Origin of the sequence: Thermus aquaticus (genome assembly GCF_001280255.1) — a bacterium.
Taxonomy (GTDB): domain Bacteria; phylum Deinococcota; class Deinococci; order Deinococcales; family Thermaceae; genus Thermus; species Thermus aquaticus.
Genome location: NZ_LHCI01000106.1, coordinates 1,074,733 through 1,097,852 on the forward strand (window position 1 = coordinate 1,074,733; position 23,120 = coordinate 1,097,852).

Genomic DNA, 23,120 nt, shown 5'->3' on the forward strand with positions numbered 1-23,120 from the left:
GAGGCATTCTAGCAGCTTTCCCTGAGGACCAGGTAAGCGAAGCGCCAAAGCCTCGGGGCCCTGCGCCAGCGCTTGGGGTCCAGGCCCACCCGCAAAAGCCACTCCAGGCCGAGCCTCTGGGCAAAGAGAGGCGCTCTTTTAGCCTCCCCCGCCAGGACGTCCAGGGTCCCGCCCACCCCTATGGCCACCCGGGCCCCCAGGTGGGGCTTGTGGCGGTGGATGAAGGCCTCCTGCCTCTCCCCCATGCCCACCAGGAGGAGGTCCGGGGCCTTCTCCTGGATCTCGGCCACCACGGGGCCTTCTTCCTGGAAGTAGCCGTGGTGGGCGCCCACCACCTCCGCCCCAAGCCTTTCCGCCTCCCTGGCGGCCCGCTCCGCCACCCCGGGCTTCCCTCCCAGGAGGTAGACCCTGAGCCCGGGAAAGCGCCGGAAAAGGGCCAGGGTGAGGTCCACCCCCGTGACCCGTTCCTTGAGGGCCACCCCCTTCAGCCTTTTTGCGGCCCAGAGGATCCCCACGCCGTCCGGGGTGATGAGCTCGGCCTCGAGGACCGCCCTTCTTAAGGCCTCGTCCTCCTGGGCCCGCACCACCATCTCCGGGTTCAGGGTGACCACCTGGTGGGTCCGGGTCTCCTCCAGAAAGCCCCCGATGCGCTTTAGGGCCTCCTCCATGTCCACAGGGTCCAGGGGAAGGCCCAAAATCTCTAGGCGCTCCACGGCACGAACCTCTGGGCGAAACGGTCCTGGGTGAGGCCAAAGGCTTCCTTGGGGAAGAAGCGGGTCTCGGCCAGCCTGGGCACCACCGGGTCCACCCCGATGAGGCTCGCCCGGGCCAGCTCCTCGGTGCGCCCCTCCCGGTGGAGGGCCTGGCCCTCCGGGCTTTGGAAGAGGGCCTCCTGGGGGTCGGGGAAGGCCTTGAGGAGGGCGGTGGCCAGGGTAGGGGGGCCTTCCTGGGCAAGCTTCTTCTGGAAGAACCCGGTGGCCACCAGGGCCGAGAGGAGGGGCTCGGGGGCCCCGGCGGGGCGGAAGGTGGGGGAGGGGAGGCTTCGGGCCAGCTCCAGGGCGGCCTTGGCGTTGCGGAAGCCGGCCAGATAGACCTCCTTCTCCTCGGGCAGGAGGCTGGCGTTGAGCATGGGGGCCACCAGGATGGCCCTTTTACCCTTTACCTCGGTGGCTTCCAGCTCCACCAGGGAGACCCTCCCGTGGAAGCCCTCCGGGGGGAAGCCCTCCACCTCCCCCAGAAGGAGGGCCTCCCGGCCCAGCTCCTGGGCCAGAAGGCGGGCCACCTTGGGCCCCGGGGCCACCCAGACCTCCTGGGCGCCCTGGGCCAGGAGGAGGGTGAGGACGCTGCCTGCGGGGAGGACCTCCACCAGGAAAAGGGGCCCCAGGGCCGGCCTCAGGCACAGGTCAACCCGGCACACCCCGCCATGATACCTTAGCCTGGGCGTATGCGGCTCAAGGACCTGGGGGAGCGGGCCCTTCTGAGGAAACTGGCCCCTTTGGGGTACCCCCTGGAGGCCCCCCTCCCCCCCGGGGACGACGCCGGGGGGGTGTGGGTGGGGGAGGCGGCCTGGCTCCTCAAGACCGACGGCTTCCTCTACCGGGAGGTGGCCCTCTTGGGCATGGGGCCCTTTGAGGTGGGCTTCAGGGGGGTGGCGGCCACGGCCTCCGATCTTCTGGTGAAGATGGGCCGTCCCCTGGGCTTCACCCTGGGCCTCTTCCTGCCCCCGGAGCTGGAGGAGGCCTTCGCCCTGGGACTGGTGCGGGGGGCGGCGGAGGCCGCCGGGCGGCTTGGAGCCCCGCTCCTCGGCGGGGACACCAACGCCGGGGAGGAGGTGGCCCTCACCGTCTCCGGCTTCGCCCTGAGCCATGCCCCCCTTCCCCGGAGGGCGCGCCCCGGGGACCTCCTCTTTTTGGCGGGGGACCGCTGGGGGCGGTTGGGGGCGGCCATCTTGGCCCACTACCGGGGGCGTTCCCTGGAAGGGTTTCCCGAGATTCGCCAGGCCGCCTTCTACCCCCTGCCCAGGCTGGAGCTCTTGGCCCTTTCCGGCCTCCTTAGGGGCGGCCTGGACTCCTCGGACGGCCTCGCCGAGACCCTGTGGCAGCTTTCCGAGCTCGGGGTGCGGGTGGACCTCGAGGCCCTCCCCCTCTACCCCGACGTCCTGGCCTTCGCCGGCGGCGAGGACGAGGCCTTGGAGCTGGTCCTCTACGGGGGCGAGGAGTTTGAGGCGGTGCTGGTGGTGCCCCCCGAGGCCGAGGGGGCGGTCTTGGCCAGGGCGGAGGCCGTGGGCCTACCCCTCTTCCGGGCCGGGCGGGTGGGGGAGGGGGAGGGGGTCTACCTGAGGAGCCGCCCCGTCCCCCGGAGGGGCTACGACCACTTCCGGCCCTAGGAGCCAGCGGGTCTCCTCCCGGAGGACCCGGGCGAAGCGGGGACTCCTCTCTGCCAGGCCCCGCCACTCGGGGAGGGTGTAGACCAGGGCCTCCGTGGGCACGGGAAGCTCCTCGAGGGGGAGCGGGGCTGCCCTCTGCCAGGGGGGCAGCTCCGAGACCTCCACCACCAGGACCAGGTCCAGGTCGCTCCCCACCCCGTGGTCCCCCCGGGCGTAGGAGCCGAAGTAGCCCAGGGCCAAAAGACCCGGGATGGGGTGGCGGGCGAGCCAGGCCTTTAGGGCCTCCTCCACCTCCTCCCGGCTAGGCCATCTGAGCACGGGCGAACGCAAGGACCTCACGGGCATAGTCCAGGGCCTGGTCAGTAAAAGTGCACGTTAGCGCACCCCGGCCCTCCACCAGGATGAGGACCTGAGCCTATCTTCCACCCCTTCCACGATCCGTGCAGGATGGGCTTGAGGGGAGAAAGGTCCCTGGGCACCTCAAGCCCGAGAAGGGGAAGGAAAAGGCCTACCCTCAGGACCCGCCAGGGATAGGCGCCGGAGGGGTTCCTTCCCTTGGTTACCCCCTTCCGGCTCCCCGGCGAGCCCTGAAGGCTTGAGACGAGGGTCAGGGCGGCCTTGGCCTTCCCCAGGTCCCGGGAAAGCCTCCGCCTGTGGTAGGGGTTCTTCTCCGCCTCTTTGAGCTTTTGGAGTTCCTGGAGGTGGTCCCCGTGTGAGTTGCTCAAAGAGCTTTCTGCCCCCGAAGACCACCTTGCGGGGGTCTTGGCCCAGTTCCCGGGCAGAGTCCAGGGCGGCCTGGGCCTTTTCTATGGCCCCATCGGCGTAGCGGGTGTTGAGGCCGAAGAGCCTGCAGAGGGGCGGTGGGGCTGGGTGGTGGGGGTTGCGGTTCAGGTCTGTCTCCAGGACCCCGTTCGCCTTGGTGTGGACGGGAGGGGAAACTCCCTCGCTCCAGGTGAAGTGGGCGTAGACCTTGCCGTCCTTGACCCGGATGGCCACGTTGTAGGGGAAGGAGGCGTAGGCCCTCTGGAGCGCCTTCAGGTGGGGGTGGGAGGTCTGGACCAGGGCACGGACATAAGCGCCGTTTCCCCAAACGGTAGCGGGTGTTGAGGCCGAAGAGCCTGCAGAGGGGACTATCCTCGCCGCTTGAGCTCTTTCCGATCCCGCCCTTCCAGGAGGCGTTGGTAGGCGAACCTCGTGGCGCTGGAGAAGCGGCGCATGAGGTCCAGGACGGCCTGTTCGTCTACCTTCTTGAGAAAGACCAGGCAGGCGTGGACGCCGAGGAAGAGCTTCGGGGCTTTGGCCTCGGGCATCCTTGGGTTCATTTTACCCCCTTTCGCCTCTTTCGCCGCCCTCCGTGAAGTCTTGCGCTTTTGGATGAACCGGGAACGAGAAAGAGGAAGCGTGCGGATTTGTGGGCTATTTTTCAGCTGTTTGCACCTCCTGGCTCTGAAGGGGGCCGTAGTGTTCCGCGGAAGGGCCTTCGGGGAAGGCGTCGGGGTAGCGGGTGGGGATGTCCCAGTCCCTCGCCCGGTTCACCCCTCCAGTCTACCCGGTATACTGCCCCTATGCGGGCCTTTAAGGCGCACCTTAGGGGCCTTTCCCCCTACCCCTACGCCAAGGTGGAGGCCCCCATCAAGCTGGACCAGAACGAAAGCCCCTTTGACCTGCCGGAGGCCCTCAAGGAGGAGGCCCTGAGGCGCATGGCCCGCCTTCCCTGGAACCGCTACCCCGAGATCCACGCCGAGAGGCTCCGGAGCCGGCTTGCCGCCCTCCTGGACTGGGAGGAGGAGGGGGTGGTCCTTTCCCCGGGGTCCAACCTCCTGATCCTGGCCTTGAGCCTGGCGGCAGAGGAGGTCCTGGACCTAAGCCCCTCCTTCCCCCACTACGCCCACGCCGCCAAAGCGGCGGGGACCCCCTACCGGGCGGTGCCCCTGGGGGAGGGCTTCGCCCTGGACCTAGAGGCCCTCCTCGCCGCCTTCACCGGGGGGGTCCTCTTCCTTCCCAACCCCCACGCCCCCACGGGGGCCCTCTTCCCCGAGGAGGCCCTGAAGGTCCTGGCGGAAAGGGCCAGGGAGGTGGGTGGCCTCCTGGTGGTGGACGAGGCCTACCGGGAGTTCTCCGGGACAGACTTTTCCCCGCTGGGGCGGGACAACCCCCACGTGGCCTTTTTGCGCACCTTCTCCAAGGCCTTTTCCCTGGGGGGCATCCGGGCGGGGTACCTGCTGGCAAGCCCGGAGGTGGCCCAGGTGGTGCGGGAGGTCCTACCCCCCTTTGTCCTTCCCGCCCACACCGGGGCCATCCTGGAGGTGGTCCTGGAAAACCCCGGCTACGTCCAGGAGGTGGCGGCCTACGTGCGGCAGGAGCGGGAGCGGGTCTATGGGAGGCTTCGCCAGCACCCCCTCTGGCATCCCTACCCCAGCCACACCAACTTCCTCCTGGTGCGCACGCCGGACGCCGCCCAGGCCCACGCCCACCTCCTCAAAGGGGGCATCCTGGTGCGGCGGCAGGACCGCTACCCGGGCCTAAAGGGGTGCATCCGGGTGACCGTGGGCCTTAGGGAGGAGATGGAGGCCTTTTTGCGGGCGGCCTTTGAGGTGGCCTATGCGTGAGGCTTTGGTGGAGAGGGCCACGGCGGAGACCTGGGTGCGCCTCAGGCTTGGCCTGGACGGCCCGGTGGGCGGGGAGGTGGCCACGGGCCTTCCCTTCCTGGACCACATGCTCCTCCAGCTCCAGCGGCACGGGCGCTTCCTCCTGGAGGTGGAGGCCAGGGGGGACCTGGAGGTGGACGTCCACCACCTGGTGGAGGACGTGGGCATCACCCTGGGCATGGCCCTCAAGGAGGCCCTGGGCGAGGGGAGGGGCCTGGAGCGCTACGCCGAGGCCTTCGCCCCCATGGACGAGACCCTGGTCCTCTGCGTCCTGGACCTCTCGGGAAGGCCCCACCTGGAATACCGCCCCGAGGCCTGGCCCGTGGTGGGGGAGGCGGGCGGGGTCAACCACTACCACCTCAGGGAGTTCCTGCGGGGCCTGGTGAACCACGGGAGGCTCACCCTGCACCTGAGGCTCCTTTCCGGGCGGGAGGCCCACCACGTCCTGGAGGCCAGCTTCAAGGCCCTGGCCCGGGCCCTCCACCGGGCCACCCGGCTCACGGGGGAGGGGCTTCCCAGCACCAAGGGCGTCCTATGAAGACCCTCCTCATAGACTACGGCTCGGGGAACCTAAGGAGCGCCGCCAAGGCCCTCGAGGCCGCCGGCTTCGCCGTCAGCGTTGCCTCCGACCCCAGGGCCTGCCCGGAGGCCAGCCTCCTGGTCCTGCCGGGCCAGGGCCACTTCGGCCAGGTCATGGCCGCCTTCCGGGCCTCGGGCTTTGTGGAGCGGGTTCTGGATCATATCCAAAAGGGCCTGCCTTTCCTGGGGATCTGCGTGGGCATGCAGATCCTCTACCAGGAAAGCGAGGAGGCCCCCGGAGTGAAGGGCCTGGGCCTCTTCCCCGGGGTGGTGCGCCGCTTTCCCCGGGGGCGGGTGCCCCAGATGGGCTGGAACCGGGTGCGCCTGGAGGGGCCCTTCGCCCCTCTTTCGGGCCGGCACTTTTACTTCGCCAACTCCTTCTTTGGCCCCCTCACCCCAGAGGCCCTGGGGGTGGGGGAGTACGAGGGCACCCCTTTCGCCGCCCTCCTGGCCAGGGAAAACCTCCTCGCCCCCCAGTTCCACCCGGAGAAGAGCGGGCGGGCGGGCCTAGCCTTTTTGGCCCTAGCCCGCCGCCACTTCCAGGTCCTCTAGGCGGATGAGCCTCCCCTGGGCCCCCAGGCCCGTGGCCGCCAAAGCCCCGGCCAGGTTGGCCAGGCGGGCGGCCTCCACCGGCCTCTTTCCCGAGAGGATGGCGTGGGCGAAGGCGGCGGTGTAGGCGTCGCCGGCCCCGGTGGAGTCCACGATGTCCTCCACCGGGTAAGGCTCCAAAAGCTCCTCCCCTTCCGGCGTGACCACGATGGAGCCCATGGCGCCTACCTTGATGGCCAGGTGCTGGAAGCCCTCCTCCCTAAGCCTCGCCACCCCCTCGGAGAGGGAAGAGGCCCCGGTGAGGGCCAAAAGCTCGGTCTGGTTCATGAGGAGCCAGCTCACTCCCCGGAGGTGCTTGAGAAGCTCCCGTCCCGCCGCCCGTACCGCCCCCGTGCCCAGGTCGGCGAAGATGGGCATCTCCCGCTTTCTGGCGGCCTCGAGGGCCTCCACGGCGTAGCTCCGGGAAGGCCCCCCCACCAGGGCGTAGGCGGAGAGAACCAGGGCGTCGGCCTGGTCCAGGTAGCGGGGCTTGAAGAGGGCGGGGTCCAGATAGCGGCTCGCCCCTTCGGCGCTCACCATGGCCCTTTCCCCGCCCGGGACCACCAGGATGAGGACCGAGCTGGTGGTGTGGTCCGGGTCCTCCTGCAGGTGGCGGAGGTCCACGCCCACCTCCCGCACCCGGCTCAGGGCCAGATCGGCGAAGGGGTCCTGGCCCACCCGGCCCGCCAGAAACACCCGGTGGCCCAGGCTGGCCAGCTGGGCCGCCAAAGTCCCCCCGGCCCCGCCCGGCTTCATCAGGGCCCGCCTGGAGGGGATCTCCTCCCCGGGTTCGGGGATGCGCTCCACAAAAAAGAGTAGGTCCACAGAAACGTCGCCCAGCACAAAGAACCGCATGGCGCCTCCTTCCGGCGAGATGGCTTTGCCCCCACTATACCGCAAGGGCCCTTGGCCTGTGCTAGGAGTATACCCCTTCTTTATGAGAGAAGATTAACAAGCCCCCGCCCTCAGGGTGGGGGCTGGAGCGTATGCCCGGGGCCCCCATGCTGGCTTGGGCCAGCATGGGGTGGTACAAGTGGCCGCCTTGGGGCCCCCGCCGTGGCCTTTGCCACGGCGGGGGGTTTAGAACCGCCGGTCCACCACCAGGCCGCCTTCCAGCTCGCCCGTTAGCTCCACCTCGTCCACCCTGAGGCCCGTGGCCTTGGCGATGGCCTCCGGGAGCCCGGGGGGCACCTTCTCGGCCTTGAGGCGGAGGATGAGCTTGTCGGTGCCCTCCAGCTTGCGCTCCACCACCACCTGGAAGCCCTTGGGGTCCAGGCCGAAGCCTGCCAGGATGGGGGCTAGCTCCGTGGGGTAGAGCTTGACCCCCTTCACCTTCACCATGGTGTCGGTGCGGCCGAAGACCCCCCAGGGGAGGACGGTGAGGCCTTCCCGCCTAAGGGCGATGGCCAGGTCCCCGGTGCGGAAGCGCACCATGGGCATCAAGGTGCGGCTTAAGGCGGTGACCACCAGCTCCCCCTTCTCCCCGTCGGCCACGGGCCTTAAGGTCTCGGGGTCCAGGACCTCGAGGATGGCCATCTCCGGAATCTCCCAAAGCCCGTCCTTCTCCAGGCGCTCCCCGGCCACGATGCCCAGCTCGCTGGTGCCGTAGGCGTCCAGGGCCACCCCGCCGAGGGCGGCCTCCACCCGCTCCCGGAAGCCGGGGACGGAGGTGAAGGGCTCCCCGCCGGCCAGGAGGAGGGGGAAGCGTCCCCCCGCCTGCCCCACCTTGAGGGCGAAGGAGGGGTTGGTGACCAGGACGTCAAACCCAAAGGCCTGGGAAAGCTCGGCGATGCGGGCCGCCTCCCCGGGGCCGTGGGGGAAGACCAGGTTCCCCGCCCGCCACAGCGCCTGGTGGAAAAGCCACCCCCCGGCGAAGACGTGGTAGCTGAAGGCCACCAGCACCTTCTTGCCCACCAGGCCCAGGCGGCGGTAGTGGGCCGCCAGGGCCTCCGCCTGGTAGCGGAGGTCTTCCTGGGAGAGGTACTCGGGCATCCAGCCTAGCAGGGGGCTTGGGGTGAGGTGCATGAGGCTCGCCCCCTCGGGGGGCTTGGGGTTTTCCTTGAGGAAGGCCACCCACTCCTCGCGGGTGGTGAGGGGGAGGTCCTTGAGGTCCTCCAGGGTCACCTCCTTTGGGTCCAGGTCCTTGAACTTCTCCCGGTAGACCGGGTGGCCCTTGGCCGCCTCCAGCACCGCCCTCAGCCGCGAAAGCCTTTCCATACCACGCCTCCTTGGAGGAGGATTATACCCCCAGACCTGGCCGCCATACCGCCTAGGGCCCTAGGAAGCGCAGAAAAGGGGCCCCAAACCGGGCTTCCCGCAGGGGCATGGCCTTGCTTTGCCCTAAGGGCTGCGTACCGGCCCAGTCTGCCCTCAGGCGGGGGTGAGGAGGGCCCTGAGGGCCCGGCCCAGACGGCGCACCCCCTCGGCGATGGCGGCCTGGTCCATGGTGGCGTAGGAAAGCCTCAGGGTGTTCTCCCCGCCCCCCAGGGCGAAGAAGGGCCCTCCGGGCACGAAGGCCACCTTTTCCTCCAGGGCTTTGTGGAGGAGGGCTTCGGCGGAAAGCCCCTGGGGAAGCTCCATCCAGACGAACATCCCTCCTTTGGGCCTGGTGAAGGCCACCTCCTTGGGCATCTCCTTCTCCAGGGCCTCCAGCATGGCCTGGGCCTTGTCGCGGTAGACCCGCCGGACCCGCTCAAGCCGCTCCCTAAAGCCCTCCTTCAGGAGCTCGAGGACCAGGATCTGGTTGAGGACCGGGGTGTGGAGGTCCACCCCCTGCTTGGCCTGGGTCAGCTTGAGGAGGGCCTCGGGGTGGGCCACGGCGAAGGCCACCCTGAGGCCTGGGGCCAGGATCTTGGAGAAGCTAGAGAGGTAGATGACCCCGGGGTAGCCCGCCTCCCGGGCAAGCTCAAAGAGGCTCTTCACCCGGCTTTCCCCGAAGTAGAGCTCCCGGTAGGCGTCGTCCTCCACCACCAAGAGGCCTTTTTCCATGACCATCTCCAATAGCCGCTCCCGCGCCCTTAGGGGCATCAGCCCCCCCGAGGGGTTCTGGAAGGAAGGGATGAGGTAGAGGAAGCGGGGACCCTCCTTCAGGCCCTCGGCCAGGGCTTCCAGGTCTGGCCCCTCCTCCCCCGTGGGCACGGTGAGGAAGCGGGGGCCGTAGGCCCGGAAGGCCTGGATGGCCCCCAGGTAGCTGGGGGCCTCGAGGAGGACCGGGGCCCCTTCGTCCAGGAAGACCTTGCCCAAAAGGTCCAGGGCCTGCTGGCTTCCCGTGGTGATGAGGACCTCCTCCACCTCCACCCCAAGCCACTCGGCCACGAAGGCCCTCAGGGGGAGGTAGCCCTCGGTGGGCCCGTACTGGAGGGCCACCTCGCCCTTCTCCTTGAGGATCTCCGCCGCCTTTTCCGCCGCCTCCGCCTTGGGGAAGAGCTCGGGGGCGGGAAGCCCCCCGGCGAAGCTGATGATGCCCGGGCGCTGGGTGAGCTTGAGGAGCTCCCGGATGGTGGAGGCCTGGATCCGCTCGGCGCCTTGGCCAAAAAGCGCACGCCACTCTAGGGTTTTCACCCTACCAGTCTACGCCTAGGGGTAGAGGCGGCGGTAGGCCTCCAGGGCGTAGCGGTCCGTCATCCCCGCCAGGTAGTCGCAGACCGCCCGCAGACCCTCGGCCTCCATGCGGGCCTGGACCTCCTTGGGCAGGATCTCCGGGTAGCGGGCGTAGGTCTGGAAGAGCTCGGTGAGGACGATCTCCGCCTTGCGCCTTTCCTCCAGGACCCGGGGGTGGCGGTAAAGCCTCTCCATGAGGAAGGCCTTGAGTTCCCCTAGAGACTTTTCCCCTTCGGGGGAGAGGCCCGCCAGGCGCTCGGGGTGGCGGCGCACGGCTTCGGCGCTCTGGATGCCGCTTTCCTCCACCTTTTTATGGGTGGCCTCCGTGGCGTCGGTGATGAGGTAGCCCAAGAGCTGGCGGATCAGGACCCGCCTCCCGAGCTCGCTCAAGGAGAAGAGGCTCAGGCCCTCCTCCAGGGCCAAAGCCTTCAGGAGGGGCACCTCGCCCAGGTCTTCCGGCCGGAGGAGGCCCGAGCGGAGGCCGTCGTCCAGGTCGTGGGCGGCGTAGGCGATGGCGTCCGAGAGGTCCACCACCTGGGCCTCGAGGGTCCCCTGCCCCTCGTAGAGGGGCTTGAAGGTGGGGGCGTAGGCGGTCTCGTGGGTGGCGATGCCCTCCAGGACCTCGTAGGTGAGGTTGAGGCCCCTAAAGCCCGGGTAGCGCTCCTCCAGGTGGGTGAGGATCCTCAGGGCCTGGGCGTTGTGCTCAAAGCCCCCCTCCTCCCGCATGAGCTCGTCCAGGACCTTCTCCCCGGTGTGGCCGAAGGGGGGGTGGCCCAGGTCGTGGGAAAGGGCGATGGCCTCGGTCAGGTCCTCGTTGAGCCCCAGGGCCCGGGCGATGGAGCGGGCCACCTGGACCACCTCCAGGGTGTGCGTGAGGCGGGTGCGGTAGTAGTCCCCGGCCCAGTTGGGGAAGACCTGGGTCTTGTACTCCAGGCGGCGGAAGGCGGTGGTGTGGAGGATCCGGTCCCGGTCCTTCTGGTAGGGGGTGCGGTAGCGGGACTCGGGCTCCGGGTGGGCCCGCCCCCGGGTGTCCCTGGCCTTTTGCGCGTAGGGGGCCAGGCGGCCTTCCTCCAAGGCTATGAGCCTCTCCCGGTCAAAGAGCATTTAGACCCGCTTGAAGAGGAGGACGGCGTTCTGCCCGCCGAAGGCGAAGGAGTTGGAGAGGGCGTAGTCCACCCGGGCCTCCCTGGGCTCGGGGACGAAGTCCAGGTCCAGCTCGGGGTCGGGGTCCTCGAGGTTGATGGTGGGAGGGATGACCCCGTGGTAGAGGGCCTGGACGGTGGCGATGGCCTCCACCGCCCCCGCGGCCCCCAGGAGGTGGCCGATCATGCTCTTGGTGCTGGAGACCATAAGCCTCTTGGCGTGCTCCCCGAAGACCCGCTTGATGGCCAGGACCTCGGCCCGGTCCCCCACGGGGGTGGAGGTGCCGTGGGCGTTGATGTAGCCCACCTCTTCCGGGGCCACCCGGGCGTCCTTGAGGGCCCGCTCCATGGCCAAGGCGGCCCCCCGCCCCTCGGGGTGGGGCTCGGTGATGTGGTGGGCGTCGGCGCTCCGGCCAAAGCCCACAAGCTCGGCGTAGATCCTGGCCCCCCGCCTCCTGGCGTGCTCGTACTCCTCCAGGACCAGTACCCCGGCCCCCTCGCCCATGACGAAGCCGTCCCGGGAGAGGGTGAAGGGGCGGCTAGCCTTCTCGGGCTCCTCGTTCCTGGTGGAAAGGGCCCGCATCACGGCGAAGGCCCCGATGGCCATGGGGGTGATGGCGGCCTCCGTGCCCCCGGCGAGGACCACCTCCGCCTCCCCCAGCTGGATCATGCGCGTGGCGCTTCCCAGGGCGTCCGAGCCCGTGGCGCAGGCGGTGACGGCGGTGGAGGAGGGCCCCTGGAAGCCGTAGCGCATGGCGATGTGGGCCGAGGCCATGTTGGCGATCATCATGGGGATGAAGAAGGGGCTGATGCGGTTTGGCCCCCTTTCCAGGAAGACCCGGCTCTGGGCCTCCCAGGTCTCCATCCCGCCGATGCCTGTACCCACCAGGGTGCCCACCCGCTCGGGGTCCAGGGCGCTTAGGTCCAGCCCGGAGTCCTTGAGGGCCAGCTCGGCGGCGATCAGGGCGTACTGGACGAAGCGGTCCAGGCGGCGGAGCTCCTTTTTGTCCAGGTAGTCCTCGGGGTTCACGTCCACCTCGGCGGCGATGCGCACCGGGAGGGCGGAAGCGTCAAAGCGGGTGATGGGCCTCACCCCGCTTTTGCCGGCAAGCTGGGCCTGGTGGAAGGCCTCCTGCCCCACCCCGATGGGGGTGAGGGCCCCGAGGCCGGTGATGACCACGCGCCGCATGGGGCTAGTATACCCGGAAGGCTAAAGGCCGGGCGGAGCGCCCGCCCGGCCGGAATGACCCCGTTTAGCCCAGCTTGGCCTTGATGTAGGCCACGGCGTCCTTGACGGTGCGGATCTTCTCGGCCTCCTCGTCGGAGATCTCCAGGCCGAACTCGTCCTCCAGGCCCATGATGAGCTCCACGGTGTCCAGGCTGTCGGCCCCCAGGTCCTCCACGAAGCGGGCCTCGAGGGTCACCTTCTCCGGCTCCACCTGGAGCTTGTCCGCGATAACCGCCTTCACCTTTTCAAAGATCTCCTGCTCGCTCATGCGAACCTCCCGGGGGGATTTTACCACGACGGAAAAAGGGGGCCTCGCCTTGACGAGATACTGAGAACGCAATACCATTTTAGTGTGCTGGCCCTGGAGATTAAGGACCTTTCGGTGCGCTTCGGGGAGTTTTGGGCCCTGGAGGGCGTGAGCCTCGCCGTGCCGGAAGGGGCCTTCGTGGCCATCGTGGGCCCCAACGGGGCGGGGAAGAGTACCCTCTTGAAGGCGGTCCTGGGCCTGGTTCCCTTTAGGGGTGAGGTGCGGGTCTATGGCCTTCCCCTTCGCCAGGTGGACCCCATGTGGTTCGGCTACGTGCCCCAGATCAAGGCCTTTGACCGCTCCTTCCCCGCCTTGGCCCTGGAGCTGGTCCTGACCGGGCTCAGGCGGAGCTGGCCTTTTCGGGTGAGCCCCAAGGAGCGGGAGGAGGCCCTGAGGGCCCTGGCTCGGGTGGGAGCCGAAGGCCTCGCCGAGAGGCCCTTGGGGCGGCTCTCCGGAGGCCAGCTCCAGCGGGTCTACCTGGCCCGGGCCCTCATCCGCAAACCCCGCATCCTCCTCCTGGACGAGCCCGCCACCGGGGTGGACCGGGTGGGGGAGGTGGACCTCTACCGCTACCTGGAAGACTACCAGAAGGCCTCCGGGGCCACGGTCTTCATGATCACCCACGACTGGGAGGCGGCCCACCACGCGACCCACGTCCTGGTCTTGAACCGGAAGGTGGTGGGCTTCGGCCCTCCCGAGAAGGCCCTCACCGAGGCCTGCCTGCGCCAGGCCTTCGGCCACGTGGGCCACGCCCACGGCCTCTTCGTGGAGGGAAGCCGTGGCTGAGGCCCTGAGCTACCCCTTCTTCCAGCGGGCCCTTCTGGCGGGGCTTCTGGTGGCCCTCCTCTCCGGCTTCTTGTCGCCCTTTGTGGTGCAGCGGCGGCTTTCCTTTTTGGGGGACGGCCTGGCCCACGCCGCCTTCGCCGGGGTGGCCCTGGGGCTATTCCTCCGGGGAGAGCCCCTGTGGTTTGCCCTTCCCTTCACCTTCCTGGTGGCCATGGCCATCACCTTCGTCAAGGAGCGCACCGAGCTTTCCGAGGACACGGCCATCGGGGTCTTCTTCGCCCTCTCCGTGGCCCTGGGGGCCATCTTCCTGGCCAAGGCCCGGGGTTACGTGGGGGACGCCATGGGCTACCTTTTCGGCTCCCTCTTGGCGGTGGGTCCTTTGGACCTTTTGGCCGTAGGGCTCTTGGCCCTTCTCGCCCTCTTCTTCCTGCCCCTTTGGGGTCCTGTGGCCTACGCCACCTTAGACCGGGAGCTGGCCCTGGCGGACCGGGTGCCGGTCGTCCTCCACGACTACCTCCTCTCGGGCTTTTTGGCGGTGAGCCTGGTGCTGGCGGTCAAGGTGGTGGGCCTGATCCTGGTGGCGGCCTTTCTGGTCATCCCCGGGGCGGCGGCGAGGCTTTTGGCCCGCACCTTCGCCGGCATGACCCTTCTTTCCCTCCTCCTCGCCCTCCTTTCCACCCTGGGGGGGCTTTTCCTCTCCCTGGCTCTGGACTGGCCCAGCGGGGCCAGCGTGGTCCTCTTCCAGGCCCTCCTCTTCGCCTTGGCCCTGGCAAAAACCGGATTGTCGGGCGGGAAATAGGAGTATACTGGGGGCATGTGGGTTTCCACGAAGGCCCAGTACGGCCTGAGGGCTCTGGTGGAGATCGGCCTCCGCGCCCCCGAGGCCGTTCCCCTCAAGGAGGTGGCCGAGGCCCAGGGCATCAGCCAGCACTACCTGGAGCAGATCGCCGCCCAGCTGCGCCGGGCCGGCTTCATCCGTTCCGTGCGGGGGGCCAAGGGAGGGTACCGCCTGGCCCGGCCCCCGGAGAAGGTGACGGCCCTCGAGGTGGTGGAGGCCCTGGAGGGGAGCCTGGCCCCGGTCTCCTGCATTGAGGACCCGGAGTCCTGCGCCAAGGTGGGCCAGTGCTCCACGGAGCTCCTCTGGAGGCGGGTGGACCTGGCCATGCGCCAGGTCCTGGGGGGCACTACCCTCAAGGACCTCATTGAGGAGAGGAGGCTTCTGGAGGCCAGGCGCCCCATCCAGCTGGAGGCCGCTAGCTAAGTACCCCACCGCGGCTTTCGCCGCGGCGGGGGCCCCAGAAAAGCCTTTAGCCCCGACTGGGGCACCCCATGTTGCGAAACTGGAGTGCAGGCACGGAGATGGTCTACCTGGACTACGCCGCAACCACGCCCGTTGACCCCGAGGTCCTCGAGGCCATGCGGGAGGTGGAGGGGGTCTTCGGCAACCCCTCTAGCGTCCACCGCTTTGGCCAGGAGGCCAGGAGGGTCCTGGAGGGGGCCAGGGAGAGGGTGGCAACCCTCCTTGGGGTGCGCCCCCGGGAGGTGGTCTTCACCGCCTCGGGCTCGGAGGCCGATGCCCTGGCCGTCCTGGGGGTGGCCCTGGCCCGGGGCAAAGGCCACGTGGTCAGCACGGCGGTGGAGCACGCTGCCCTTCTGGGGGCCTTGCGGCTTCTGGAGAGGCTTGGCTTCGCCGTCACCTACCTGAAGCCGGACCCCCTGGGCATGGTCTACCCGGAGCAGGTGGCCGAGGCCCTCCGCCCCGACACCTTTTTGGTGAGCGTCATGGCCGCCAACAACGAGCTGGGGAACCTCTACCCGGTGAGGGCCATGGCCGAGGTGGCCCACGCCCACGGGGCCCTCTTCCACACCGACGCGGTGCAGGCCATAGGCCAGGTGCCCTTCCGCGTGGACGAGGTGGGGGCGGACCTGGTCTCCCTGAGCGCCCACAAGTTCTACGGGCCCAAGGGGATCGGGGCCCTTTTGGTGCGCCACGGGGTGGAGCTATTCCCCTTGGTGCCGGGGAAGCAGGAGGGGGGGAGGCGGGGAGGGACGCCAAGCCCCCTCCTGGCCCACGGCCTGGCGGTGGCCCTGGAGAAGGCCTTGAGGCTCCTTCCCGAGGAGAGCCAAAGGCTCCTCGCCCTGAGGGCGCGCCTCGAGGCCGGGCTTCTTTCCGTGGAGGGCGTGGAGCTGAACGGCCACCCCAAGGAGCGCCTGCCCAAGCTGGTGAACGTCACGGTGAAGGGGGCGGATGGGGAGGCGTTGCTCCTCGCCATGGACCTCCTGGGGGTGGCGGTCTCCTCGGGCTCCGCCTGCTCAGCGGGAAGCCTGGAGCCCTCCCACGTCCTCCTGGCCACAGGCCGCTCCCGGGAGGAGGCCCGGGCCTCCTTGCGCTTCTCCCTGGGGCGCTTCACCACCCTGGAGGAGGTGGACCGGGCCATAGAGGCCTTCCGGGAAGCGGTGCGCCGGGCCCGGGCTTAAGTACCCCGCCGTGGCTTTTGCCGCGGCGGGGGCCCCAAAAGCGTGTCGGAGCCTCTAGGCCTTTTTGGCGAACTCGTCCCTAAGCTCCCGTCTCAGGATCTTCCCCACGCTGGACTTGGGGAGGCCCTCCCGGAACTGGATGATGCGGGGGACCTTGTAGGCGGCCAGGTTTGCCCGGCAGAAGGCCTCAATGTCCTTTTCCGTGACCTTGCCCCGGTACGCTTCCTTGAGGACGATGAAGGCGGCCACGGTCTCCCCGCGGTAGGGGTCGGGGACGCCCACCACGGCGGCCTCCTGGACGGCCTCGTGCCCGTAGAGGACCTCTTCCACCTCGCGGGGGTAGATGTTGTACCCGCCGGCGATGATCATGTCCTTTTTGCGGTCCACGATGTAGAAGTAGCCGTCCTCATCCATGCGGGCCAGGTCGCCGGTGAAGAGCCAGCCGTCCTTGAGGGCCTTTTGGGTTTCCTCCGGCCGGTTCCAGTAGCCCTTCATGACGTTGGGGCCCTTGACGATGAGCTCGCCCACCTCCCCCAGGGGCACCTCCTTACCCTCCTCGTCCACCACCTTGGCCTCCACGCTGGGCAGAGGCATGCCAATGGAGCCCTTCTTGATGGGCCCCAGCACGGGGTTGGAGTGGGTCACGGGGCTGGCCTCGGAGAGGCCGTAGCCCTCGAGGAGCCGGGCCCCGGTGATCTCCTCAAAGCGCTTGGCCACCTCCACCGGTAAGGGCGCCGCTCCCGAGAGGCAGATGCGGATGCTCTTGACGTTCCGCTTCTCAATCCCGGGGAAGTTGTTGAAGGCCACGTAGAGGGTGGGGACGCCGGGGAAGTGGGTCACCTGGTGCTTCTCAATGGCCTCCACCACGGCGTGGATCTCGGGCCTGGGCAGGAGGACGATCTTGTACCCGGAATAGAGGCCGTAGTTCATGGCCACGGTCATGCCGTAGACGTGGAAGAAGGGCAAAGCCCCCAGCATGACCCCCTTGCCCAGAAGGTCCCGGGAGGTGGAGTCCCAGGCGTCAATCTGCAGGACGTTGGCCACCAGGTTTTTGTGGGTCAGCATGGCGCCCTTGGAGATCCCCGTGGTCCCCCCGGTGTACTGCAAAAGGGCCAGGTCCTCGGGGTCCGAGGCGTGGGGGGTGGCGGGGGGGCGCTTCAGGAGGTCCAAAAAGGCGTGGAGGCCTTCCCGCCTGGGGAAGCCCAGGGGGAGCCGGTCCTTCCTGGCCTTCAGGGGGTAGAGGAGGTTCTTGGGGAAGGGGAGGAAGTCCTTGATCCCCGTGACCACCACTCGTTTCACCGGGGTCTCCCGTTCCACTTCCAGGAAGCGGGGCAGGAGGTGGTCCAGGATGACGAGGGTTTCGGCCCCGGCGTCCTGGAGCTGGTGCCTCAGTTCCCTCGGGGTGTAGAGGGGGTTGACGTTGACCCCCACGCCCCCCGCTAAGAGGGTGCCAAAGAAAGCGATGACGAACTGGGGGGTGTTGGGGAGCATGACGGCCACCCGGTCGCCGGGTTTTATCCCCAGTTCCTTTAGCCCCCGGGCGAAGCGTAGGGAGAGGTCCCAGAGCTCCTTGTAGGTCAGGGTCTTGCCCAGAAACTCCAGGGCTACGTTGTTGGGAAAGCGGCGGGCGCTGTCCTCCAGGAAACGCCATAGGGGAATGGAGGGGACCTCCACCTCGTGGGGCACGCTGGGATCGTAGTGGGCCAGCCAGGGTTTCTCCTTCACCATAGATGCCTCCCTTGGCCTCCACCCTAGCAGAGCCTTATACCGAGTTCAAGACCTCCGTGGGTGTAGCATGGGGAAGGAGGTTTCCCATGCGCTTCCGCGATCGTCGGCATGCCGGTGCCCTTCTTTCCGAGGCCCTAAAGCCCCTGGGCTTGGAGCGTCCCGTGGTCCTGGGGATTCCCCGGGGTGGGGTGGTGGTGGCGGACGAGGTGGCCAGGCGCCTTGGGGGGGAGCTGGACGTGGTCCTGGTGCGCAAGGTGGGGGCCCCCGGCAACCCGGAGTTCGCCCTGGGGGCGGTGGGGGAGAGGGGGGAGCTCATCCTCAAGCCCTACGCCCTCCAGTACGCCGACCAAAGCTACCTGGAAAGGGAGGCGGCCAGGCAGAAGGAGGTGATCCGCAAGCGGGCGGAGCGCTACCGGAAGGTCCGGCCCAAGGTTTCCCTGAAGGGCCGGGACGTGGTCCTGGTGGACGATGGCATAGCCACCGGGGCCACCATGGAGACCGCCCTCAGCGTGGTCCTGGCCGAAGAGCCCAGGAGGGTGGTGGTGGCCGTGCCCGTGGCCAGCCCCGATGCGGTGGAGAGGCTAAAGGAGAGGGCGGAGGCTCTGGCCCTTTCTACCCCTCCCGACTTTGCCGCGGTGGGAGCCTACTACATGGACTTCGGCGAGGTGACGGACGAGGACGTGGAGGCCCTTCTGCTACAATGGGCGGCATGAAGCCCGTGGTCAAGCAGGCGGCGGGCCTCGAGGCCCGCCCGGTGGAGCGGGGGGAGAAGGCCTTCATCCAGGTCCTCATCGGCCCCGAGGACGGCGCCCCCCACTTCATCCTCCGCAAGTTCACCCTTCTGCCCGGGGGGCGCATCCCCAAGCACAAGCACCCCACCATTGAGCACGAGCAGTACGTCCTCTCCGGCCGGATGAAAGTGCTTCTGGGGGACGAGGTGCGGGAGGTCCAGGCCGGGCAGACCGTCTTCATCCCCCCGGAGACCCCCCACGCCTACGTCAACGAGGGCGAGGAGCCCGTGGAGTTCCTCTGCATCATCCCCAAGACCAGCGCCTACGCCACGGAGTGGCTGGAGTGAGGTTCAGGCCCTGACCTCCTGCCGCTGGAAGGCCACGTAGGCCAGGGTAAAGAGGAGGACCGCCAGGGCGAAGAGCCCCGTGAGCTGGGGCCAGACCAGAAGGAGGCTCTGGCCCAGGGGCAGAGGGGTGCCCAGAACGGCCCCTTCCAGCTGGGTGATGAGGATGGGGCCTAAGGAGCGCACCGCCGGGTTCAGGATGGCGGTGAGGGCCTCGGCGAAGAGGGTGTTGGGGGAGAGGCGGGAGAACCAGAGGGCCAGGTTGGCCTGGCGGAGCTGGCTTTCCGGGTCAAAGGGGTCCGCCTGGAGGAGGAAGGCGCTGGCGGCCAGGTCGGTGAGGATGGGGAAGAAGACGGCGAAGAAGAGCCAGACCCCTATGGCGGCCAAGGCGGCGGTGGCGGGCTGGCGGAAGAGGACGGAAAAGAGGAGGCCCAGGGCCAGCCAGACCCCGGCGTAGGCCAGGGTGGCCAGGAAGAAGAAGAGGATGCGGCCCACCTCCTCGCCGCCCGGGGGGACCCCCAGGGTGAAGACGCCGAGGCCCAGGACCAGGAGGAGGAGGGCGAGGAGCATCACGGCCAGGGTGCCAAGCCCCGCCAGGAACTTGCCGAAGAGGAGGGCATCCCGGTAGATGGGCTGGGAGAGGACCCGGGAGAGGGTGCCCCGGGCGTACTCGCCGTTCACGGCGTCAAAGGCCAGGGCGATGGCCGCCAGGGGCACGAAGAAGGAGAGGAAGCCCACGAAGGAGGGCAGGGGGTCCTGGGCGGTGGTGAGGAGCTTCAGGTAGAGGTAGGGGTCCTCTCCCACCGTTTGGCGCAGGGCCTGGCTCCCGGTGTAGACGGCGGCCAGGGCGGAGAGGAGGATCAGGCCCTCGAGGATCCGCATCCTGAGCCCCGAGAGGTGGTCGGCCATCTCCTTGAAAAAGACGGCCCAGAGCCCGGTCCAGGGGGAACCCTCACGCCGCATGGGCCACCTCCTTGAAGTAGTGGGCGTAGACCTCGTCCAGGCTGGGGCGGCGGAGGGCGAGGGCTAGGAGCTCCCCCTGGGCCACGGCGATCCGGGCCAGCTCGGCCCGCACGTCCCGGGTGGCCAGGACCCGGTACCGCCCCCCTTCCGCCTCCACCCGGCCCACCCCCTCCACGGCCTGGAAGGCCTCCTTCAGGCCGGGGCTTGCCTCCACTAGGATCTCGTACCCGCCGCCCAACACCCGGGCGGCAAGCTCCTCCACCCGCCCGAGGAGGGCCAGGCGGCCCCTGTGGAAGAGCCCCACCCGGTCGCAGATCTCCTGGACCTGGTGGAGGAGGTGGCTGGAGAGGAGGACGGTGATGCCCTCGGCCTTGAGGCCCTTGATGAGGTCCAGAAACTCCCGGGCCGCCTCCGGGTCCAGGCCCAGGGTGGGCTCGTCCAGGATGGCCACTTTGGGCCTTTTGAGGAGGACCTCGGCCAGGCCCAGGCGCTGGCGCATGCCCCGGCTGAAGGCGCTTACCCGGCGGTCCCTTACCTCCCAAAGGCCCATGCGCCTCAGGACCTCCTCAATGCGGGCTTTGGCCTCGGCCTCCGGTAGGCCCAGAAGCCTCGTGGTGTAGCGCAGGTTCTCCCAGGCGGTGAGCTCCCCGTAGAAGCCCACCTGGTCGGGGAGGTAGCCCACTTTGGCCTTGACCTTCAAAGGCTCCCGCATGGGGTCCAGGCCCAGGACCCGGGCTTCCCCGGAGGTGGGCTCGGTGAGGCCCAGGAGCATGAGGATGGTGGTGGTCTTGCCGGAGCCGTTGGGGCCCAGGAGGCCAAAGACCTCCCCTTCCGCCACCTCCAGGTTCAGGTCCTCCACCGCCACCACGCGCCCGTAGCGCTTGGTGAGACCCCGGGTCACGATGACCGCCATGCTACCTCCGGCCGTAGCGGTTCACGGCGAAGCCCAGGACGAGCAGGGCCAGGGCCATGAGGCCCACCCCCACGAGGCCCCACAGGGTGGAGCGCACCACGGTGGCCCTATAGTCCAGGCTCTCGGAAAGCCCGTCGTCCCCCCTGAGGGAGAAGGTCACCATGTAGTCGCCGGTGACGGCCTTGGGGGAGGGCTTGATGCGGGCGGTGACCTCGGCCTCCTTGCCGGGCTCCAGGAGGTCTATCTTGTCGGGCTCAAACTTCACCTCCCAGCCCGAGGGCTCAAAGGCGCTGAAGGCGAGGTTCTTGGCGGGGGCGCTCCCCTCGTTTTTCACCAAGAGCTTCACCGGGTTCTCCCGGCCCGCCGTCACCTGGCCGGAAAGCCGCCCCTCCTTGGTGGTGAAGCGGACCTCGGGGCGGCCCGTGACCTCGAGGGTGAGGCCCAGCTCGGCCTTGGCCTCCCCGGCCACCGCCCGGATGGTGAGGGCGTAGGTGTCGGCCTTGGTGTCCTTGGGCAGGGAGACCTCCACGTCCAGGTCCTTGCTCTCCCCGGCCTTGATGGGCAGGCTCGTCACCTGCTGGCCGCTGAAGGCGGGGGTGAAGGTGACCTGGAAGCCCTGGGGGGCCTCGTACTCCAGGGAGACCAGGAGGTCCCGGTCAGACTCGTTCCTGAGGGTCACCCGGTAGCGGAAGGAACTGGTGGGGGGGCCCTTGAGGATGGGGAGCTCGGCCTCGAGGGCCAGCCTCTGGGGCAGGCCCTGGCCCACGACCAGGGTTATGGGCAGGCTGGCCGTCTGCCCAAGCCCCTCGGCCCGCACCAGGAAGCGGTAGGCCCCGGGCTTCACGTCCTTGGGGGGCTGGAGCCTTAGGGTGAGGGTGGCCTCGCCGTCCGGGGCCAGGTAGACCGCCCGCACTAGCCGCCCGCCACCGATCAGGCTCGCCTGCCAGCCCTGGGGCACCTCGGCCAGGGAGAGGCGCACCACCCCCGGGGGAAGCCCGTGGTTTTTCAGGGTGAGGGTGAGGCTCACGCTCTCCCCGGGCTGGACCCCCATCTCCGGGTAGGGGGTGCCCAGGGAGAGGCCGCGAAAGCCTTGGGCCAGGGCCACGCCTAAAGCGATAAGGGCTAGGGCCAGGAGTTTCCGCGCCATACTGCCTCCTCCATCAAGGCTAGGAAGAAAGGATGAGCCTATCATGAAAAGACCCCGGGCTCCCCGGGGCCTAAAGGGGCGGGCTCAGCCCACCCGGGCTTCCAGGTACTCCCGCTCCCCCAGGACGATCTTGCGGGCCAGCTCGGGGTCCTTGGGGAACTCCTTGCCGCGGTGGATCATGTGGGTCTCGTAGCGACCGATCTCAAAGGTCTCGGCCAGCCTCCGCAGGGCTTTGCCCATGTCAAAGGCCTTGCAGGAGAAAATGTCAATGGAGAGGAAGCGCTTCTTGGGGAAGGTGTGGATGGCGATGTGACTCTCGGCGATGATCACCACCCCGGTCACGCCGTCTTCCCCACCCGGGCCGTAGCTGTAGACGAAGGGGGGAAGCACCTTGGTCATCTCCATCTCCTCGGGGAGCTCGTCCAGAACCCGCCGGACCAGCTCGGCGTCCCGGAGCTTCTCGGGATTGGCGTCGTAGCCGTCAATCATCAGATGCGGACCGAATCCGAAGAGTTCCACCGTGACCACCTCCTTCCCGTGCCCCCCGGGGTATTCCCTGCGGCACGCCCCCCATTATGCCCCCCCCTCCCCCCCCTGTCAATACCTTGTCCTGGCGCGGGAATCCCCCGCCTCTCACCCCGGGGGGCATCCCCCGGGGGAGGGGGGTGGGGGGGTCCTGGAGCTTTTTCCCTCCCCGTGCCCGATGTATACGGGGATGGGGTATAAGGGGGGCATCTGGTCCTTGAGGAACGCTTTTCCCCGGGTGAGGGTAGTATGATGACCCTCGGCAAGGAGGTGCCATGTACAGGGGAAGAGAAGGGCAGTGGGCGTTTTACCTGCACCGGATCTCGGGCCTGGGCATCCTGGTCTTCCTCATGCTCCACGTGGCCAACATCAGCAGCGCCATGTGGGGGCCGGAGGTGTCCAACGCCCTCATGAAGTTCTACCACCAGCCCGTGTTCCAAGTGGGGCTCCTTTTGCTCATCGCCGGGGTCCTCTACCACGGGTTCAACGGCCTCAGGATCATCCTCATGGACTTCACCTCGTGGGGGGTGCGCTACCAGCGCCAGCTCTGGTACGGGGTCTGGGTCCTCTTCGTGGTCTTCTACCTGCCCTTTTTGATCAAGATCGGGGGCGGGATTCTGGGAGGCGGCCATGGCGATTAAGTCCAAGCGGTACCAGGAAGCCCGGCTCGAGGCCAGCACCAACCTGGAGCTCTACTGGTGGGTCTTCATGCGCATCTCCGGGGTGGTCCTCGTCTTTCTCGTCATCGGCCACATGTGGATGAACGCCATCCTTACCGACATCAACAAGATCAACTACGACTACGTGGCCCAGAGACTCTCCCAGACCACCTGGAAGATCTACGACTGGCTCATGCTGGCCCTGGGCCTTCTGCACGGGGCCAACGGGCTCCGCTACGTGATGGACGACTGGATCCGGGACCCGGCCAAGCGGTTTTGGACCAAGGTGGTGGTCTACAGCCTCATCGCCTTCCTCTTCGCCTTGGGGAGCTTCAGCCTTTTTAACCACGATTTCGGGGTGAAGTGAA

General features: G+C 68.4%; 26 protein-coding genes and 2 pseudogenes. 12 read left to right on the forward strand and 16 right to left on the reverse strand.

Features of this window, described 5'->3' with window-relative positions; all coding sequences use genetic code 11:
* Positions 1–8 precede the first annotated feature (8 nt).
* Positions 9–713 (reverse strand): WecB/TagA/CpsF family glycosyltransferase, encoded by a 705-nt coding sequence (locus tag BVI061214_RS06925; RefSeq protein WP_053767778.1) that lies wholly within the window; start codon positions 711–713, stop codon positions 9–11.
* Positions 701–1,417 carry a 2-phosphosulfolactate phosphatase gene (locus BVI061214_RS06930; protein WP_053767779.1) on the reverse strand — a complete coding sequence of 239 codons (717 nt, stop codon included), beginning with the start codon at positions 1,415–1,417 and terminating at the stop codon, positions 701–703. Before BVI061214_RS06930 ends, BVI061214_RS06925 begins: the two co-directional genes overlap by 13 nt.
* Before the next feature lie 27 nt (positions 1,418–1,444).
* Between BVI061214_RS06930 and BVI061214_RS06935 the strand changes: the two genes are divergently transcribed.
* Positions 1,445–2,386, forward strand: a complete 942-nt coding sequence (locus BVI061214_RS06935) for a thiamine-phosphate kinase (protein WP_053767780.1) — start codon at positions 1,445–1,447, stop codon at positions 2,384–2,386.
* Here the strand turns inward: BVI061214_RS06935 and BVI061214_RS12555 are convergent.
* From BVI061214_RS12555 to BVI061214_RS13805, 3 genes and pseudogenes are all read right to left on the reverse strand, one after another.
* Positions 2,378–2,731: pseudogene (locus BVI061214_RS12555) on the reverse strand (nucleotidyltransferase domain-containing protein); the annotation flags it as partial. The gene BVI061214_RS06935 and the pseudogene BVI061214_RS12555 overlap by 9 nt on opposite strands.
* Before the next feature lie 14 nt (positions 2,732–2,745).
* Positions 2,746–3,087: pseudogene (locus tag BVI061214_RS13800) on the reverse strand (IS200/IS605 family accessory protein TnpB-related protein); the annotation flags it as partial.
* Positions 3,088–3,516: 429 nt separating this feature from the next.
* Entirely contained in the window at positions 3,517–3,708 is a 192-nt protein-coding gene (locus BVI061214_RS13805; RefSeq protein WP_248841736.1) for a hypothetical protein, read from the reverse strand.
* Between the two features lie 243 nt (positions 3,709–3,951).
* On the opposite strand from BVI061214_RS13805, the gene BVI061214_RS06950 reads away from it, so the two are divergent.
* From BVI061214_RS06950 to hisH, 3 genes are read left to right on the forward strand one after another with little or no spacing between them, the layout of a single operon-like run.
* The gene (locus tag BVI061214_RS06950; protein WP_053767783.1) at positions 3,952–4,995 is read left to right on the forward strand and encodes a pyridoxal phosphate-dependent aminotransferase; all 1,044 of its coding nucleotides are present in this window, start codon (positions 3,952–3,954) and stop codon (positions 4,993–4,995) included.
* Positions 4,988–5,572, forward strand: coding sequence for an imidazoleglycerol-phosphate dehydratase HisB (gene hisB / locus BVI061214_RS06955; protein ID WP_053767784.1), 585 nt, complete (start codon positions 4,988–4,990; stop codon positions 5,570–5,572). Before BVI061214_RS06950 ends, hisB begins: the two co-directional genes overlap by 8 nt.
* The gene (hisH, locus tag BVI061214_RS06960) at positions 5,569–6,165 is read left to right on the forward strand and encodes an imidazole glycerol phosphate synthase subunit HisH (RefSeq protein WP_003046144.1); all 597 of its coding nucleotides are present in this window, start codon (positions 5,569–5,571) and stop codon (positions 6,163–6,165) included. The genes hisB and hisH overlap by 4 nt, the downstream gene beginning before the upstream one ends.
* On the opposite strand, the gene BVI061214_RS06965 is transcribed toward hisH, so the two are convergent.
* The 6 genes from BVI061214_RS06965 to acpP all read right to left on the reverse strand — a co-directional run bounded on the left by BVI061214_RS06965 (position 6,136) and on the right by acpP (position 12,439).
* Positions 6,136–7,056, reverse strand: a complete 921-nt coding sequence (locus BVI061214_RS06965) for a carbohydrate kinase family protein (protein WP_003046142.1) — start codon at positions 7,054–7,056, stop codon at positions 6,136–6,138. The genes hisH and BVI061214_RS06965 overlap by 30 nt on opposite strands.
* Before the next feature lie 225 nt (positions 7,057–7,281).
* Positions 7,282–8,418 (reverse strand): phenylacetate--CoA ligase family protein, encoded by a 1,137-nt coding sequence (locus BVI061214_RS06970; protein ID WP_053767785.1) that lies wholly within the window; start codon positions 8,416–8,418, stop codon positions 7,282–7,284.
* Positions 8,419–8,571: 153 nt separating this feature from the next.
* Entirely contained in the window at positions 8,572–9,762 is a 1,191-nt protein-coding gene (gene lysN, locus BVI061214_RS06975; protein WP_053767786.1) for a 2-aminoadipate transaminase, read from the reverse strand.
* A 15-nt stretch (positions 9,763–9,777) separates the two neighbouring features.
* On the reverse strand, positions 9,778–10,905 hold the full coding sequence (locus BVI061214_RS06980; protein WP_053767787.1) for a deoxyguanosinetriphosphate triphosphohydrolase: 1,128 nt from the start codon (positions 10,903–10,905) through the stop codon (positions 9,778–9,780).
* Positions 10,906–12,132: a beta-ketoacyl-ACP synthase II gene (fabF, locus tag BVI061214_RS06985; RefSeq protein WP_053767788.1), complete on the reverse strand. Its 1,227-nt coding sequence runs from the start codon at positions 12,130–12,132 to the stop codon at positions 10,906–10,908.
* A gap of 64 nt (positions 12,133–12,196) precedes the next feature.
* The gene (gene acpP / locus BVI061214_RS06990) at positions 12,197–12,439 is read right to left on the reverse strand and encodes an acyl carrier protein (protein ID WP_003046131.1); all 243 of its coding nucleotides are present in this window, start codon (positions 12,437–12,439) and stop codon (positions 12,197–12,199) included.
* An 84-nt stretch (positions 12,440–12,523) separates the two neighbouring features.
* Between acpP and BVI061214_RS06995 the strand changes: the two genes are divergently transcribed.
* The 4 genes from BVI061214_RS06995 (at position 12,524) to BVI061214_RS07010 (ending at position 15,742) form a co-directional block, all read left to right on the forward strand.
* Positions 12,524–13,264, forward strand: a complete 741-nt coding sequence (locus BVI061214_RS06995) for a metal ABC transporter ATP-binding protein (protein ID WP_053767789.1) — start codon at positions 12,524–12,526, stop codon at positions 13,262–13,264.
* Positions 13,257–14,063 carry a metal ABC transporter permease gene (locus BVI061214_RS07000; RefSeq protein ID WP_003046127.1) on the forward strand — a complete coding sequence of 269 codons (807 nt, stop codon included), beginning with the start codon at positions 13,257–13,259 and terminating at the stop codon, positions 14,061–14,063. Before BVI061214_RS06995 ends, BVI061214_RS07000 begins: the two co-directional genes overlap by 8 nt.
* Positions 14,064–14,078: 15 nt before the next feature.
* On the forward strand, positions 14,079–14,525 hold the full coding sequence (locus tag BVI061214_RS07005) for an RrF2 family transcriptional regulator (RefSeq protein ID WP_003046125.1): 447 nt from the start codon (positions 14,079–14,081) through the stop codon (positions 14,523–14,525).
* 98 nt (positions 14,526–14,623) lie between these two features.
* Entirely contained in the window at positions 14,624–15,742 is a 1,119-nt protein-coding gene (locus BVI061214_RS07010; protein WP_053767790.1) for a cysteine desulfurase family protein, read from the forward strand.
* Between the two features lie 54 nt (positions 15,743–15,796).
* On the opposite strand, the gene BVI061214_RS07015 is transcribed toward BVI061214_RS07010, so the two are convergent.
* Entirely contained in the window at positions 15,797–17,470 is a 1,674-nt protein-coding gene (locus BVI061214_RS07015; protein WP_053767791.1) for a long-chain-fatty-acid--CoA ligase, read from the reverse strand.
* Positions 17,471–17,556: 86 nt separating this feature from the next.
* Here BVI061214_RS07015 and BVI061214_RS07020 point away from each other — a divergent pair, with 86 nt between their 5' ends.
* Together BVI061214_RS07020 and BVI061214_RS07025 are read left to right on the forward strand one after the other, a co-directional pair.
* Positions 17,557–18,183 (forward strand): phosphoribosyltransferase, encoded by a 627-nt coding sequence (locus BVI061214_RS07020; protein ID WP_003046120.1) that lies wholly within the window; start codon positions 17,557–17,559, stop codon positions 18,181–18,183.
* Positions 18,171–18,548, forward strand: coding sequence for a cupin domain-containing protein (locus BVI061214_RS07025; RefSeq protein ID WP_040684309.1), 378 nt, complete (start codon positions 18,171–18,173; stop codon positions 18,546–18,548). The genes BVI061214_RS07020 and BVI061214_RS07025 overlap by 13 nt, the downstream gene beginning before the upstream one ends.
* Before the next feature lie 3 nt (positions 18,549–18,551).
* Here the strand turns inward: BVI061214_RS07025 and BVI061214_RS07030 are convergent, their stop codons facing one another.
* The 4 genes from BVI061214_RS07030 to speD all read right to left on the reverse strand — a co-directional run bounded on the left by BVI061214_RS07030 (position 18,552) and on the right by speD (position 22,087).
* Positions 18,552–19,508, reverse strand: coding sequence for an ABC transporter permease (locus BVI061214_RS07030; RefSeq protein ID WP_053767792.1), 957 nt, complete (start codon positions 19,506–19,508; stop codon positions 18,552–18,554).
* The gene (locus BVI061214_RS07035) at positions 19,498–20,421 is read right to left on the reverse strand and encodes an ABC transporter ATP-binding protein (RefSeq protein ID WP_053767793.1); all 924 of its coding nucleotides are present in this window, start codon (positions 20,419–20,421) and stop codon (positions 19,498–19,500) included. The genes BVI061214_RS07030 and BVI061214_RS07035 overlap by 11 nt, the downstream gene beginning before the upstream one ends.
* Before the next feature lies 1 nt (position 20,422).
* Positions 20,423–21,568 carry an NEW3 domain-containing protein gene (locus BVI061214_RS07040; RefSeq protein WP_053767794.1) on the reverse strand — a complete coding sequence of 382 codons (1,146 nt, stop codon included), beginning with the start codon at positions 21,566–21,568 and terminating at the stop codon, positions 20,423–20,425.
* Positions 21,569–21,652: 84 nt separating this feature from the next.
* The gene (speD, locus tag BVI061214_RS07045) at positions 21,653–22,087 is read right to left on the reverse strand and encodes an adenosylmethionine decarboxylase (RefSeq protein ID WP_040684329.1); all 435 of its coding nucleotides are present in this window, start codon (positions 22,085–22,087) and stop codon (positions 21,653–21,655) included.
* Positions 22,088–22,368: 281 nt separating this feature from the next.
* Between speD and sdhC the strand changes: the two genes are divergently transcribed.
* Positions 22,369–22,734 (forward strand): succinate dehydrogenase, cytochrome b556 subunit, encoded by a 366-nt coding sequence (gene sdhC, locus BVI061214_RS07050; RefSeq protein ID WP_003046108.1) that lies wholly within the window; start codon positions 22,369–22,371, stop codon positions 22,732–22,734.
* Complete coding sequence (locus BVI061214_RS07055; RefSeq protein WP_003046106.1) at positions 22,724–23,119, forward strand: succinate dehydrogenase hydrophobic membrane anchor subunit; 396 nt, start codon at positions 22,724–22,726, stop codon at positions 23,117–23,119. The genes sdhC and BVI061214_RS07055 overlap by 11 nt, the downstream gene beginning before the upstream one ends.
* The last annotated feature ends 1 nt before the right edge of the window (position 23,120 follow it).

Coding starts and splice junctions, on each gene's coding strand:
- BVI061214_RS07010 (WP_053767790.1), top strand. CDS start 14,624: ATGGTCTACCTGGACTACGCCGCAACCACGCCCGTTGACCCCGAGGTC.
- sdhC (WP_003046108.1), top strand. CDS start 22,369: ATGTACAGGGGAAGAGAAGGGCAGTGGGCGTTTTACCTGCACCGGATC.
- BVI061214_RS07040 (WP_053767794.1), bottom strand. CDS start 21,568: ATGGCGCGGAAACTCCTGGCCCTAGCCCTTATCGCTTTAGGCGTGGCC.
- BVI061214_RS07025 (WP_040684309.1), top strand. CDS start 18,171: ATGGGCGGCATGAAGCCCGTGGTCAAGCAGGCGGCGGGCCTCGAGGCC.
- fabF (WP_053767788.1), bottom strand. CDS start 12,132: ATGCGGCGCGTGGTCATCACCGGCCTCGGGGCCCTCACCCCCATCGGG.
- BVI061214_RS06935 (WP_053767780.1), top strand. CDS start 1,445: ATGCGGCTCAAGGACCTGGGGGAGCGGGCCCTTCTGAGGAAACTGGCC.
- BVI061214_RS07015 (WP_053767791.1), bottom strand. CDS start 17,470: ATGGTGAAGGAGAAACCCTGGCTGGCCCACTACGATCCCAGCGTGCCC.
- BVI061214_RS07020 (WP_003046120.1), top strand. CDS start 17,557: ATGCGCTTCCGCGATCGTCGGCATGCCGGTGCCCTTCTTTCCGAGGCC.
- BVI061214_RS07030 (WP_053767792.1), bottom strand. CDS start 19,508: ATGCGGCGTGAGGGTTCCCCCTGGACCGGGCTCTGGGCCGTCTTTTTC.
- BVI061214_RS06950 (WP_053767783.1), top strand. CDS start 3,952: ATGCGGGCCTTTAAGGCGCACCTTAGGGGCCTTTCCCCCTACCCCTAC.
- BVI061214_RS06980 (WP_053767787.1), bottom strand. CDS start 10,905: ATGCTCTTTGACCGGGAGAGGCTCATAGCCTTGGAGGAAGGCCGCCTG.
- hisB (WP_053767784.1), top strand. CDS start 4,988: ATGCGTGAGGCTTTGGTGGAGAGGGCCACGGCGGAGACCTGGGTGCGC.
- BVI061214_RS06970 (WP_053767785.1), bottom strand. CDS start 8,418: ATGGAAAGGCTTTCGCGGCTGAGGGCGGTGCTGGAGGCGGCCAAGGGC.
- BVI061214_RS07035 (WP_053767793.1), bottom strand. CDS start 20,421: ATGGCGGTCATCGTGACCCGGGGTCTCACCAAGCGCTACGGGCGCGTG.
- BVI061214_RS13805 (WP_248841736.1), bottom strand. CDS start 3,708: ATGAACCCAAGGATGCCCGAGGCCAAAGCCCCGAAGCTCTTCCTCGGC.
- BVI061214_RS07055 (WP_003046106.1), top strand. CDS start 22,724: ATGGCGATTAAGTCCAAGCGGTACCAGGAAGCCCGGCTCGAGGCCAGC.
- BVI061214_RS07005 (WP_003046125.1), top strand. CDS start 14,079: ATGTGGGTTTCCACGAAGGCCCAGTACGGCCTGAGGGCTCTGGTGGAG.
- BVI061214_RS06965 (WP_003046142.1), bottom strand. CDS start 7,056: ATGCGGTTCTTTGTGCTGGGCGACGTTTCTGTGGACCTACTCTTTTTT.
- hisH (WP_003046144.1), top strand. CDS start 5,569: ATGAAGACCCTCCTCATAGACTACGGCTCGGGGAACCTAAGGAGCGCC.
- acpP (WP_003046131.1), bottom strand. CDS start 12,439: ATGAGCGAGCAGGAGATCTTTGAAAAGGTGAAGGCGGTTATCGCGGAC.